At 71.8% G+C, this 14,949-nt stretch carries 2 protein-coding genes; both read left to right on the top strand.

The annotated features are described in order from the left end of the window. The first annotated feature begins 3 nt into the window (after positions 1-3). Positions 4-5,268, top strand: a complete 5,265-nt coding sequence (locus tag KALB_RS32265; RefSeq protein ID WP_052360506.1) for a type I polyketide synthase — start codon at positions 4-6, stop codon at positions 5,266-5,268. Between the two features lie 62 nt (positions 5,269-5,330). Beyond that, positions 5,331-14,933, top strand: a complete 9,603-nt coding sequence (locus KALB_RS48840; protein ID WP_420811839.1) for a type I polyketide synthase — start codon at positions 5,331-5,333, stop codon at positions 14,931-14,933. Positions 14,934-14,949: the final 16 nt, after the last annotated feature.

Raw genomic sequence — 14,949 nt, 5'->3', positions numbered from 1 at the left:
GTCATGACTGGTGCCGCCAACGACCAGGTCGTGCAGGCGCTGCGTTCGGCGGTCAAGCAGATCGAGTCGCTGCGCCAGCAGAACCGCGAACTGCACGAGGCCGCCAAGGAACCGGTGGCCATCGTGGGAATGGCCTGCCGCTACCCCGGCGGGGTGCACAGCCCCGAGCAGCTGTGGGACCTGGTCGCCGCGGGCGGTGATGCGATCACCGGCTTGCCGGTCAACCGCGGCTGGGACATGGACGGGCTGTACCACCCCGACCCCGACCACCCGGGCACCACGTACTCGGCCAAGGGCGGCTTCCTGCACGACGCGGGCGAGTTCGACGCGGGCTTCTTCGGCATCTCCCCGCGCGAGGCCCTGGCCATGGACGCCCAGCAGCGGCTGTTGCTGGAGACCTCCTGGGAGGCGCTGGAGCGGGCGGGCATCGACCCGGTCTCCTTGCAGGGCAGCAAGTCCGGCGTGTTCGTTGGCATGTCCTTCCACGACTACGGCGCCGACGCCGATCACGCGGCCGATGACACCGAAGGCCACTTGATCACCAGCAACGCGGGCAGCGTGGCCTCCGGCCGCATCGCCTACACGCTGGGCCTGGAGGGACCGGCCCTCACCATGGACACGGCCTGCTCCTCCTCACTGGTGGCGCTGCACCTGGCGTGCCAGTCGCTGCGCCAGCAGGAGTGCACGCTCGCCCTGGCCGGTGGTATCGCGGTGATGTCCACCCCCGGCGCGATCATCGGCTTCAGCCGCCAGCGCGGGCTGGCCGAGGACGGGCACTGCAAGGCCTTCTCCGACGAGGCCGACGGCATCGGCCTCGCCGAGGGCGTGGGAATGCTCGTGCTGGCAAGGCTTTCCGAGGCGCAGCGGCTGGGCTACCCGGTCCTGGCGGTGGTGCGGGGTTCCGCCGTGAACCAGGACGGCGCCTCGAACGGCCTGACCGCCCCGAACGGTCCGTCCCAGCAGCGGGTGATCCGCCAGGCGCTGAGCAACGCGAGCCTGTCCGCGGCCGAGATCGACGTGGTGGAGGCGCACGGCACCGGCACCTCGCTGGGCGACCCGATCGAGGCCCAGGCCCTGCTCACCACCTACGGCAAGGACCGCGAGCGGCCCCTGTGGCTGGGCTCGGTGAAGTCCAACATCGGCCACACGCAGGCGGCCTCCGGGGTCGCCGGGGTCATCAAGATCGTCGAGGCCATGCGGCACGGGGTGCTGCCGCCCACGCTCTACGCTGAGACCCCGTCCACCCACGTGGACTGGACCGCGGGTGATGTGCGGCTGCTGAACTCGGCCGTGCCGTGGACCGGTCCGAACCGCCGCGCGGGCGTGTCCTCCTTCGGCGTGAGCGGCACGAACGCGCACGCGATCATCGAGGAACCGCCGCAGGTCGAGGCGGCCGAGCCCGCCGAACACGAGGGCCCCACCCCGTGGGTGCTGTCCGCGCGGACGGCCAGTGCGCTGCGCGAGCAGGCGCAGCGGCTCCAGTCCGCCGTTGGCGACCTGCGGCCGGTGGATGTGGCCCACTCGCTGGCCACGACCCGCTCCACCTTCGAGCACCGCGCGGTCGTGCTGGCGCCCGAGGCGCTGGCCGCCCTCGCGGCGGGCGAGTCCGCGCAGGACCTGGTGTCCGGCGTGGCCGTCGAGGGGCGCACGGCCTTCCTGTTCTCCGGGCAGGGTGCGCAGCGCGCGGGCATGGGCCGTGAGCTCTACCAGGCTTTTCCAACGTTCGCTGGAGCTTTGGATGAGGTGCTGGCGCACTTCTCCAAGGATCTGAAGGACGTCATGTTCGGCGACTCCGAGTTGCTGGACCAGACCGAGTACACGCAGTGCGCCCTGTTCGCCTTCGAGGTCGCCCTGTATCGCCTAATCGAGTCGTTTGGCGTTACGGCGGACTACCTGGTGGGCCACTCCATCGGCGAGCTGGCCGCCGCACACGTGGCCGGGGTCTTCTCCCTGGCCGACGCCTGCCAACTGGTCGCCGCCCGCGGCCGGCTCATGCAGGCGTTGCCCACCGGCGGGGCCATGGTCGCCGTGCAGGCCACCGAGGAGGAGGTGTTGCCGCTGCTCAGCGAGGGCGTGTCGATCGCCGCGCTGAACGGCCCGACCTCCGTGGTGCTCTCCGGTGACGAGCAGGCCGTGCTGGCCGCCGTCGAGCAACTCGATCGAAAGTCTAGGCGTTTGCGGGTCAGTCATGCGTTTCACTCGCCCCGTATGGACGCGATGCTGGCTGAGTTCGCCGAGGTCGCGGAGGGACTGGAGTACGCCCCTCCGCGGCTGTCTGTCGTGTCCAACCTGACCGGCGCCCCCGCCCCTGACCTGGCAACTCCCGGCTACTGGGTGCGGCACGTGCGCGAGGCGGTCCGCTTCCACCAGGGCACGACCTGGCTGGCCGAGCACGGGGTGACCCGGTACCTGGAGATCGGCCCGACCAGCGTGCTCGCCGCCATGGCCGCCGCCTTCCTGCCCGAGGACAGCGTGGTCGTGCCCGCGCAGCGCAAGGACCGTGACGAGAGCACTGCTCTCGGTTTGGCCCTTGCCCAGCTGCACGTCTCGGGCGCCACCGTGGACTACGCGCGGTACATCGGTGCTGGTCAGCGCGTGGGCCTGCCGACCTACCCGTTCCAGCGCCAGTGGTACTGGCCGACCCCGGGCGGCGCGGGCGACGTGTCCACCGCCGGGTTGATCGCGGCCGACCACCCGCTGCTCGGCGCGGCCGTGCCCGTCGCCGACTCGGACGGCTACCTGCTCACCGGGCGCCTGTCGCTGCGGACCCACCCCTGGCTCGCCGACCACGAGGTGCTCGGCCGCGTCCTGCTGCCCGGCACGGCCTTCCTCGAACTGGCCGTGCGCGCCGCCGACCAGGTGGGCTGCGGGCTGGTGGAGGAGCTGACCCTGGCCGCGCCGATCGTGCTGCCCGAACAGGGCGCGCTCGTGCTCCAGGTGACGGTCGGCGCTCCCGACGCCACGGGCAACCGCCAGCTGGGCATCTACTCCCGCGCCGAGGGTGAGGACGTGCCCTGGACCCAGCACGCCACCGGCCTGCTCAGCCCCGGGCAGATTGACACCGAACCGCTGACCACCTGGCCGCCGACCGGCGCGCAGCCCGTGGACGTCAGCGAGTTCTACGACAACTACGCCGCCAGGGGCTACGCCTACGGCCCGCTGTTCCAGGGCTTGCGGGCCGCATGGCGGCAGGGTGAGGACGTCTACGCAGAGGTCAGCGTGCCGCAGAGCGCGGCTGCCCGGTTCGGCCTGCACCCGGCGCTGCTCGACGCGGCCGTGCAGTCCGTGGCGCTGCGGGCCGAGGACGGGTCCGCGCCCGCGAAGCTGCCGTTCTCCTGGAGCGGGGTGTCCCTGCACGCCAGCGGCGCGTCCAGCCTGCGCGTGAAGGTCTCGCTGACCGGGCCCGAAACCCTGTCGCTGACCGTGCACGACGAGTCCGGGCAGCCCGTGCTGACCGCGAACTCCTTGGTGCTGCGTGAGATCTCCACCGCCGAGCTGGCCCCGCTCTACCGGGTCGACTGGCCGGTGATCTCTGCTTCGGCCGCCGACACCGGGCACTGGGCGGTGGTCGGGGACGACCAGCTCAAGCTGGCCGTCGCGCTGTCCGCCGAGTCCTTCGCGGAACTGTCCGATGTGGACTCACTGCCGGACGTGGTACTCGTCGGCCTGACCGGTGACCTGCGCGGCAACGCCTACCGTGCGCTGGAGTTGGCCAAGGGCTTCCTGGCCGAGGAGAAGTTCGCCGAGGCCAAGCTGGTGTTCGTCACCAGGGGCGCCGCGGGCCCGGACCTCGCCGACCTGGACGCGGCGCCGGTGTGGGGCCTGATCCGCTCCGCCCAGTCGGAGAACCCGGACCGGTTCGTGCTCATCGACGTGGACGAGCCCGGTGCCGACGCGCTGCACGCGGCCATCGCCAGCGGTGAGCCGCAGGTTCTGGTCCGTGACGGCGTGCTGCACGCGGCCCGTCTGGTCCGCACCGAGGTGCCCGGCACGCGGTGGGAACCGCGCGGTACGGTGCTGATCACCGGTGCGAGCGGCACGATCGGCAGCCTGGTGGCACGTCACCTGGTCACCGAGCGCGGCGCGCGCAAGCTCGTGCTGGCCAGCCGTCGCGGCCCCGCACCGGAACTGGTCGCCGAGCTGACCGGGCTGGGCGCCGAGGTCGAGCCAGCCGCCTGCGACGTGGCGGTCCGCGAGCAGGTCGCCGACCTGCTGGACCGGGTCACCGACCTGGACGCGGTCGTGCACCTCGCGGGCACCCTGGACGACGGTGTGCTGACCTCGTTGACCCCGGAGCGGGTCGACACCGTGTTGCGCCCCAAGGCGGACGCGGCACTGCACCTGCACGAGCTGACCCGCGACCGCGAGCTGTCCGCGTTCGTGCTGTTCTCCTCGCTGGCGGGTACGACCGGCAGCCCCGGGCAGGGCAACTACGCGGCTGCCAACGCTTTCCTGGACGCCCTGGCCGTGCGACGCCGTGCCGAGGGGCTGCCCGCGGTGTCCCTGGCCTGGGGCATGTGGGCCGAGGACAGCAGCATGACCGAGCAGCTCAGCGAGGCCGACCGGTCCCGCATGCAGCGCGGCGGCGTGCTCCCGCTGTCCACTCAGGACGCTCTCGCCCTGTTCGACGCACTGTCCACTTCGGAGCACGCGACCCTGGTGCCCGCCAAGCTGGACACGACCGCGCTCAGCGGCTCCATGTTCCGTGGCCTGGTGCGCACGCCCGCCCGGCGTACGGCCACTGTGGACGGTTCGGGTGACCGGTTCCGCCGTGAGCTGGCCGCCAAGTCGCCCGCGGAGCGGGACAAGGCGCTGCTGGCCTTCGTCTGCGCGGAGGCCGCCGCCGTGCTCGGGTACGCCGAGTCCACGGCGGTGGAGGCCGGTCGCGGGTTCATGGACCTCGGGTTCGACTCGCTGACCGCGGTGGAGCTGCGCAACCGGCTCACCGCGGCCACCGGGCTGAAGCTCCCGGCGACGCTGCTGTTCGACTACCCGGCCCCCGGACCGCTGGCGAGGTTCCTCGCCGAGGGCCTGGCCGAGGACACCGGGGACGCCGTGCCCTCGGTGGCCGAGGAGCTCAGCCGGGTGGAGCTGGCGCTGCCGCGCATCGCCGAGGACGAGCAGGCCCGCACCGGGTTGGCGCGTCGGTTGCAGGAGTTGTTGGCACGACTGGGGGAGCACGAGGGCGACGCGGTCACCGACAAGATCGATTCGGCGACCGACGACGACCTGTTCGACTTCATCGACAACGAGCTCGGGATCTCCTGAGGGAGTGGGATGGATTGGCGATGAGTGACAGTGAGCAGAAGCTCAGGGACTACCTGAAGAAGGTGACGGCGGACCTCACCAGGACCCGCCAGCGCCTGCAGGAGGTCCAGTCCGCTGATCGCGAGCCGATCGCCATCGTCGGCATGAGCTGCCGCTACCCCGGCGGGGTCCGCTCCCCGCAGGACCTGTGGCGGCTCGTCTCGCAGGGCACTGACGCCGTCTCCTCCTTCCCCGAGGACCGGGGCTGGGACGTGGCCTCGCTCTACCACCCCGACCCCGACCACCAGGGCACGACCTACACCACGCAGGGCGGGTTCCTGCACGACGCGGCGCTGTTCGACCCGGAGTTCTTCGGGATGAGCCCGCGCGAGGCGATGGCCACCGACCCGCAGCAGCGGCTGCTGCTGGAGGCGTCCTGGGAGGCCTTCGAGCACGCCGGGATCGTGCCGGAGGCCGTGCGCGGCAGCCAGACCGGCGTGTTCGCCGGGGTGATGTACCACGACTACACCGCCCGCCTGGACAAGGTGCCGGAGGGCCTGGAGGGCTACCTCGGCAACGGCGGTGCGGCCAGCATCGCCTCCGGCCGCGTGGCCTACACCCTGGGCCTGGAAGGTCCTGCCGTCACGGTGGACACCGCCTGTTCGTCCTCTTTGGTCGCACTGCACTGGGCCGCGCAGGCCCTGCGCAAGGGGGAATGCACGCTGGCGCTGGCCGGTGGTGTGACGGTCATGTCCTCGCCGGGCACCTTCGTGGAGTTCAGCCGCCAGCGCGGGCTCGCCCGCGACGGGCGCTGCAAGTCCTTCTCCGACAACGCCGATGGCACCGGCTGGTCCGAGGGCGTCGGCATGCTGCTGCTGGAGCGCCTGTCCGACGCGCAGGCCAACGGGCACCGCGTGCTGGCGGTGATCCGCGGCTCGGCGATCAACCAGGACGGCGCCAGCAGCGGCCTGACCGCCCCGAACGGCCCCTCCCAGCAGCGGGTGATCCGCCAGGCCCTGGCCAGCGCCGGACTGGGTGTGGACGAGGTCGACGCGGTGGAGGCACACGGCACCGGCACCACCCTGGGCGACCCGATCGAGGCCCAGGCGCTGCTGGCCACCTACGGCCAGGACCGGCCCGCCGGCCTGCCGCTGCTGCTGGGCTCGGTGAAGTCCAACCTGGGCCACACGCAGGCCGCCTCCGGTGTGGCCGGGGTCATCAAGATGGTGCTGGCCATGCAGAACGGCGTGCTGCCCAAGACCCTGCACGTGGACACGCCTTCGTCCCATGTGGACTGGACGGCCGGTGACGTCCGGCTGCTCACCGACTCGCAGCCCTGGCCGGAGACCGGCCGTGCCCGCCGCGCCGGTGTCTCCTCCTTCGGTGTCAGCGGCACCAACGCGCACGTCATCGTGGAGCAGGCACCGCGGGTGGAGGCGGAGTCGGGCGCGGGCAGCCCGCTGCCGGTGCTGCCGCTCGTCTACTCCGGGCGCACCGCGGCGGCGTTGCGGGACCAGGCCGATCGACTGTCTGCTGTGGACGCTCCGCTGCTGGACCTGGGCTACTCGCTGGCCACCGGCCGGTCGGTGTTCGAGCACCGGGCCGTGGCTTTCGACGACTTCAGCCAGCCGGTGACGGGCGTGGCCACGCCTGGCCAGTTGGCGTTCCTGTTCTCCGGTCAGGGTTCGCAGCGCGCGGGCATGGGTCGTGGGCTGTACGAGGCTTTTCCCAAGTTCGCTGGATCTTTGGATGAGGTGCTGGCGCACTTTTCCAATGATCTGAAGGACGTCATGTTCGGCGACTCCGAGTTGCTGAACCGTACGGAGTACACGCAGCCTGCTCTGTTCGCGATCGAGGTGGCGCTGTATCGGCTTGTTGAATCGTTTGGCGTTACGCCGGACTACCTGATCGGTCACTCGATCGGTGAGTTGGCCGCTGCGCACGTTGCCGGGATCTTGTCGCTGGCCGATGCTGCCAAGCTCGTCGCGGCTCGTGGGCGTTTGATGGGTGCGCTGCCGACCGGTGGCGCGATGGTCGCGATTCAGGCGACTGAGGACGAGGTCGTTCCGCACCTGACCGACCGGGTGTCGATCGCCGCGATCAACGGCCCGGACTCGGTGGTTGTTTCTGGTACCGAGGACGCAGTTGAGACTGTGGTCTCACAGTTCACTGGCCGCAAAACCCGTCGTCTGACCGTCAGCCACGCGTTCCACTCCCCGCTGATGGACCCGATGCTGGAGGAGTTCCGCGCGGTCGCGTCCGCGCTGACCTATGCGCAGCCCAGCATCCCGGTGGTGGGCAACACCGAGGGTGACCCGACGACCCCTGAGTACTGGGTGCGGCACGTTCGTGAGGCCGTGCGGTTCCACGCGGGCGTCGAGCACCTGCGCAAGCAGGGCGTGACGAAGTTCCTGGAGCTCGGGCCGGACGGTGTGCTGTCGGCAATGGCTGAGGGCACGCCGACCCTGCGCAAGGACCGCGACGAGCCGACCACGCTGCTCACCGCGCTGGCGACCATGTTCGTCAACGGTGTGCGAGTGGACTGGGCGCGCTACTACGAGGGCAGCGGCGCCAGCCGTGTCGACCTGCCGACCTACGCCTTCCAGTACGAGCGGTACTGGCTCAAGCTGGACCGCTCCGCGGGCGACCCGTCCAGCCTCGGGCTCACTGCCGCGAACCACCCGCTGCTCGGGGCGGCGATCGGGCTCGCCGACAGCGACGGCTTCGTGTTCACCGGCCACCTGTCCCTGCGCACCCACCCCTGGCTGGCCGACCACCAGGTGCTCGGCAGCGCCCTGCTGCCCGGGACCGCCCTGGTGGAGTTGGCGATCCGGGCCGGTGACGAGGTCGGCTGCGACCACGTCGAGGAGTTGACCATCGCTGCCCCGCTGGTGCTGCCCGAGCAGGGCGGCATGCAGGTGCAGGTCACCGTCGGCGCCCGCGAGGACTCGGGCCGCCGGTCGGTCAGCGTGCACTCGCGCACCGCTGAGGACTGGACCCTGCACGCGGTCGGCACGCTCGGCCTCGCGGACGAGCACGCCGAGACCTTGGCCCAGTGGCCGCCAGCTGACGCGGAACCCGTTGACATCACAGGTTTCTACGAGGGCAGCTCGGCCTTCGGCTACGGCCCGGCGTTCCAGGGCCTGCGCGCCGCGTGGCGGTCCGGCGAGGTGGTCTACGCCGAGGTCAGCCTGCCCGAGGACCTCGCCGCCGAGGCGGGCCGGTTCGGCATCCACCCGGCGCTGTTCGACGCCGCCCTGCACGCCAACGGCATCCTCAACGCGGACGGCCCCGCCGCTCTGCCGTTCTCCTGGTCGGCGGTGTCCCTGCACGCCAGCGGCGCCGCCCGCGCGCGGGTCAGGCTGTCCCGGGTGGCCGCCGACACCCTGTCCCTGCTGATCACCGACGAGTCCGGCCAGCCCGTGCTGTCGGCGCAATCCCTTGCGCTGCGCGAGGTTTCCGCCGCTGCCGTGCAGACCGCGCAGCGCGATTCGCTGTACCGGCTGGACTGGCGGCCCGTGCCGGTCGCCGAGGTCGCCCCCGCCAAGTGGTCCGTGCTCGGCGACACCGCGCTGGACCTGGCCGGGGTTGAGCTGGTCACCGAAGGTGCCGAGGTTGTTGTTGTCCCCATGACCTCAGTGCCGACTGAAGTCAACCTCGCCGAGGCCGCCCGCGAGGCCACGCACCGGACCCTGGCCGTGGTCCGCGACTGGCTCACCAGCGACCGCACCGCCCGCCTGGTGGTGCTGACCAGCGGTGCGCTCGCCGAGGACCTGGTGCACGCCCCGGTGTGGGGCCTGATCCGGTCCGCGCAGGCGGAGAACCCCGACCGCTTCGTGCTGGTCGACACCGACGGCGACACCACGCAGCTGGTGGCCGCCGTGCAGACCGGCGAGCCGCAACTCCTGCTCCGTGCGGGAGAGGTGTTGGCACCGCGCCTGGTCCGGGCCAGCGAACAGTCCACTGTGGAGCTCCCGCGGGACGGCACTGTGCTGATCACCGGCGGGACCGGCGCGCTGGGCAAGGTCTTCGCCCGGCACCTGGTCGCCGAGCACGGGGTGCGCAGCCTGCTGCTGACCAGCCGCCGCGGCCTGGACGCCGAGGGCGCTCGCGAACTCGTCGCGGAGTTGGCCGACCAGGGCGCGCAGGTCGAGGTCGCCGCGTGCGACGTCGCCGACCGGGCGGCACTGGCCGAGTTGCTGGCGGATCGCACCCTGTCCGCCGTCGTGCACACCGCCGGTGTGCTGGCCGACGGCGTGCTCACGGCGCTGACCGCCGAGCAGGTCGACACCGTGTTGCGCCCCAAGATCGACGCCGCGGTGAACCTGCACGAGCTGACCCGTGGCATGGGCCTGTCGGCGTTCGTGTTGTTCTCCTCCATGTCGGGCGTGCTCGGTGGCGCGGGTCAGGCCAACTACGCCGCCGCCAACGCCTTCCTGGACGCCCTGGTCGCCCACCGCCGCGACCGCGGGCTGCCCGGCCACTCGCTGGCCTGGGGCCTGTGGGACGAGGGCGGGGCGATGACCGGCTCCCTGGACGAGGCGGATCGGGCCCGGCTGAGCCGTGGCGGCCTGCGACCGCTGACCGCCGCCGAGGGCACCGCGCTGTTCGACATCGCGCTGGGGTCCGAGGACGCGCTGCTCGTGCCGGTCAACCTGGACGCCACCGCCTTGCGCGCCGAGTCGGTGCCGCACGTCCTGCGCGAACTCGTTCCCGTGCAACGGCGTCGCGCCAAGGCCGCAGTGGACTCCTCGCTCGCACAGCGCATCGCCGGTCTGGGTGCCGACGAGCAGCGTGCCGCGGTGCTCGCAGTGGTGCTGGACCACGTGTCCTCGGTGCTGGGCTACAGCGGCGGGCGGCGCGTCGACCCCACGCGGGCGTTCAAGGAGCTGGGCTTCGACTCGTTGACGGCCGTCGAGCTGCGCAACGGCCTGAACGCGGCCACCGGACTGCGGTTGCCCGCGACCCTGGTGTTCGACTACCCCAGCAGTGACGTGCTCGCCGACTTCCTGGCCGCGGAGCTGTCCGGGATCGAGTCCACTGTGGACGCGGCTCCGTCGCGCCGGGTCACCGACGAGCCGATCGCGATCATCGGCATGGCCTGCCAGTACCCCGGCGGGGTGCGCAACCCCGAGGACTTCTGGCAGCTACTGTCCACCGGTACCGACGCGATCAGCGAGTTCCCGAGCAACCGCGGCTGGGACGTGGACGGGCTGTACGACCCGGACCCGGACAAGGCGGGCAAGTCCTACACTCGCGAGGGCGGCTTCCTGCACAACGCGGCCGAGTTCGACCCGGCCTTCTTCGGTATCTCCCCGCGTGAGGCCGTGGCCATGGACCCGCAGCAGCGCCTGCTGCTGGAGTCCTGCTGGGAGGCCGTGGAGCGCGCGGGCATCGACCCGAAGTCGTTGAAGGGCAGCCAGACTGGTGTCTTCGCCGGGCTGATGTACCACGACTACGCCGCCGGCGTTCAGGTCGCGCCGGAAGGGCTGGAGGCCCACCTCGGCGTGGGCAACGCCAGCAGCGTGGCCACCGGGCGCATCGCCTACACCCTGGGCCTGGAAGGTCCCGCGGTGACCGTGGACACGGCCTGTTCCTCCTCGCTGGTGGCTCTGCACTGGGCGATCCAGGCCCTGCGCAACGGTGAGTGCACGATGGCGCTGGCCGGTGGCGTGACGATCATGGCTTCCCCGGCCACCTTCGTGGAGTTCAGCCGCCAGCGCGGGCTGTCCCCGGACGGCCGCTGCAAGGCGTTCTCCGAGCACGCCGACGGCACCGGTTGGGCCGAGGGTGTGGGCATGCTCCTGGTGGAGCGGCTGTCCGACGCGCAGCGCAACGGCCACCCGATCCTCGCTGTGGTCAAGGGTTCCGCGGTCAACCAGGACGGTGCGTCGAACGGTCTGACCGCCCCGAACGGTCCTTCCCAGCAGCGAGTGATCCGCAAGGCGCTGGCCGTGGCCGGACTGTCTCCGTCCGATGTGGACGTCGTGGAGGCGCACGGCACCGGCACCACGCTCGGCGATCCGATCGAGGCGCAGGCGGTGCTCGCCACGTACGGGCAGAACCGCGAGCGCCCGCTGTGGCTGGGGTCCGCGAAGTCGAACATCGGCCACACCCAGGCCGCAGCCGGTGTCGCGGGCATCATCAAGATGGTGCTGGCCATGCGCCACGGCGTGCTGCCCAAGACCCTGCACGCCGACACGCCCTCGTCCCATGTGGACTGGGAGGCCGGTGACGTGGAGCTGCTGACCTCGGCGCAGCCCTGGGACAGCACGATTCGGCGCGCGGGCATCTCCTCGTTCGGCGTGAGCGGCACCAACGCACACGTCATCATCGAGCAGCCGCCCGTCGTGGCGCCCGCCCCGGCGAACGAAGACGCGGTGGTGCCTTGGGTGCTGTCCTCGCGCACCGCGGAGGGCGTCCGGGAGCAGGCCGCTCGCCTGCTCGGACGCCTCACCGACGAACGCGCCGTGGACGTCGGCCACTCGCTGGCCACCACTCGATCGGCCTTCGAACGCCGTGCGGTGCTGGTCGGCGACCGGGACGAGCTGCTCACCGCGACGGCCGCGCTGGCCGCTGGCGAGCCCTCGGCCGCGGTGGTCGAAGGCGCCGCCGATGTGGAGGGCAAGCGGGTCTTCGTGTTCCCCGGGCAGGGTTCGCAGTGGGTGGGCATGGCCGCCGACCTGCTCGACTCGGCACCGGCCTTCGCCGCGCGCATGGCCGAGTGCGCCGCCGCGCTGAGCGAGTTCGTCGACTGGAACCTGCTCGACTCGCTGCGCGATCCCAGTGCCTACGAGCGGGTCGACGTCGTGCAGCCCATGTCCTGGGCCGTCATGGTGTCGCTGGCCGAGGTGTGGCGTTCCTACGGGATCACCCCCGACGCGGTGGTCGGCCACTCGCAGGGTGAGATCGCGGCGGCCTGCGTGGCCGGTGCACTGTCCATCCAGGACGCGGCGCGCGTGGTCGTGCTGCGCAGCAAGGCGATCGGCCAGCACCTGTCCGGCAAGGGCGGCATGGTGTCGGTGGCCCGCCCGGTGGAGCAGGTCCGCGAGCTGATCTCGGTCTGGGGCGACTCGATCTCCGTGGCCGCGATCAACGGCCCGTCCTCGGTGGTGGTCTCCGGCGAGCCCGAGCCGCTGTCGGAGTTCGTGGCCCGCTGCCAGGTGGAGGAGGTCCGCGCCCGCACCATCGCCGTGGACTACGCCTCGCACTCGGTGCAGGTCGAGGGCATCCGCGAGCGGTTGATCGAGGACCTGGAACCGGTCCGGCCGCGCGAGTCGCAGATCCCCATGTACTCCACGGTGACCGGCGACTGGCTGGACACCAGCACGATGGACGCCCAGTACTGGTACACCAACCTGCGCGAGACGGTCTGGTTCGAGAAGGCGATCCACGGGCTTGCTGACGAGGGCCACGCCGCCTTCGTCGAGGTCTCCCCGCACCCCGTGCTCACCATGGGCGTGCAGGAAACCCTCGACCAGGCGGGCGTTTCCGCAGCCGTGGTCACCGGCTCGTTGCGCCGCGACACGGGCACGCTGCACCGATTCCTGTTGTCCCTGGCCGAACTGCACGTGCGCGGCGTGTCCCCGGACTGGGCGCAGGTCTACGGCGAGGGCACCCGGCGGGTCGAGCTGCCCACGTACGCCTTCCAGCGGCAGGACTACTGGCTGCCCGCGACGAGCAGGCTGACCGCCGACCCGGCCAGCGACCTGTTCTGGACCGCTGTGGAGAGCCAGGACCTGGACGGGCTGGCCAGTCAGCTCGACGTCGAGCGCACCGCGCTGGACGAGGTGCTGCCCGCGCTGTCCTCCTGGCGGCGCAGGCAGCGGGCGACCTCCACTGTGGACTCGTGGCGGTACCGGACCACGTGGAAGCCGATCACGCTGCCCGAGGCCGAACTGACCGGCACCTGGCTGGTGGTCGGCCCCGAGGACGCGCAGGTCGGGCAGGCGCTGGCACACGGCGGGGCGACCGTGGTCACGATCACCGACGCCGAGTTGGACCGCGCCTCGCTGACGGCCCAGTTGCTGGTGCAGGACGAGCTGGCCGGAGTGGTGTCCACCGGGCAGACGCTGCACGCCACCACGGCACTGATCCAGGCGCTGGGCGATGCCGAGGTCGAAGCCCCGCTCTGGTTGGTGACCCGCGACGCGGTGAGCACCGGGCGCGGTGAGCAGACGGTCAACCCCGAGCAGGCGCAGCTGTGGGGCCTGGGCAAGGTAGCGGGCATCGAGCACAGTGACCGCTGGGGCGGCATGGTCGATCTGTCGTCCACTGTGGACAGCTCTGATCTGCTCGCGCGGGCCTTCGCTGGGGACGAGGACCACGTTGCGGTGCGGTCGAACGGGGCGTTCGCGGCGCGGCTCACCCACGCCCCGATCGGCGGCGCGGCGGCGGCCCGCGAGTGGACGCCCAGCGGCAGCGTGCTGATCACCGGTGGTACCGGCGCGCTGGGGGCACACGTGGCCCGCAGGCTGGCGCGCATGGGTGCCGAACACCTGGTGCTGGCCAGCCGACGCGGTGCGCAGGCGCCCGGTGCCGAGGAACTTCGCGCGGAGCTGGTGGAACTCGGCGCCAGGGTCACGATTTCCGCTTGTGACACAGGCAGTCGTGCGGCCGTGTCCGCTCTGCTGGCGGCCGTGCCCGACCTGACCGCGGTCGTGCACACGGCGGGGGTGCTGGATGACGGCGTGCTCGACGCGATGACCCCGGACCGGTTCGAGACGGTGTTCGGCCCGAAGGTGACGGCCGCCAAGCACCTGCACGAGCTGACCCGCGATCTGGACCTGTCCGCCTTCGTGCTGTTCTCCTCGGCGGTCGGCACGCTCGGCAACGCGGGCCAGGGCAACTACGCCGCCGCCAACGCTTACCTGGACGCGCTCGCGGTGCAGCGCAGGGCGGAGGGCCTGCCCGCGACCTCGATCGCCTGGGGCCAGTGGGGCGGCGGGGGCCTGGCCGACGACAAGACCCGGCTGGACGCCCTGCGCCGCAGCGGGGCCTCGCCGATGGACCCCGAGCTGGCCGTCAACGCGATGACCCAGGCCCTGGACCACGACGAGACCTTCGTGCTGGTGGCGGACCTGGACTGGGCGCGTTCGGTCAGCGGCAAGCCCGCCGCGCTGATCAGTGACCTGCCCGAGGTGCAGGCCGCGATCAAGCAGGCGGCGCTCAACCAGGATGGCCCGGCACAGCAGGCTGTTCTGGACGACGTGCCGCCCGCGCGCCGCGAGCAGGTGGTGCTGGACCTGGTGCGGGCCACGGTGGCGGCCGTGCTCGGTTACGAGTCCGCGGAGTCGATCCCGGCCGACCGGGCGCTGCGCGACCTGGGCTTCGACTCGGTGACCGCGATGGAGCTGCGCAACCGGCTCAACGCGGCCACCGGGCTGAAACTGCCCACCACGCTGGTGTTCGACCACCCGACCGCCGCCGAACTCGGCAGGCACCTGCGGGCCGAGCTGTACGGGGACAGCACCGAGCAGCTCGACCCGGAGGAGACCCGCATCCGCGAGGTGCTGGCGAACATCCCGCTGGCCCGGCTGCGCGCGGCGGGGCTCACCGAACTGCTGCTGGACCTCGCCGAGACCGAAGACGAGCCGCCCGCCGCGGAGGCCGCCAGGACGGAGTCGATCGATGACATGGATGCCGACAGCCTGATCGCGCTGGCACTGGACAACAGCTCTTCCTGATCGCGGTACGCAACGG

Origin of the sequence: Kutzneria viridogrisea DSM 43870, assembly GCF_000525635.1 — a bacterium.
Lineage (GTDB): Bacteria > Actinomycetota > Actinomycetes > Mycobacteriales > Pseudonocardiaceae > Kutzneria > Kutzneria viridogrisea.
The sequence above is the reverse complement of the archived record's forward strand: the minus strand, read 5'-3'. Positions and strand labels throughout refer to the sequence as shown.

Coding starts and splice junctions, on each gene's coding strand:
- KALB_RS32265 (WP_052360506.1), top strand. CDS start 4: ATGACTGGTGCCGCCAACGACCAGGTCGTGCAGGCGCTGCGTTCGGCG.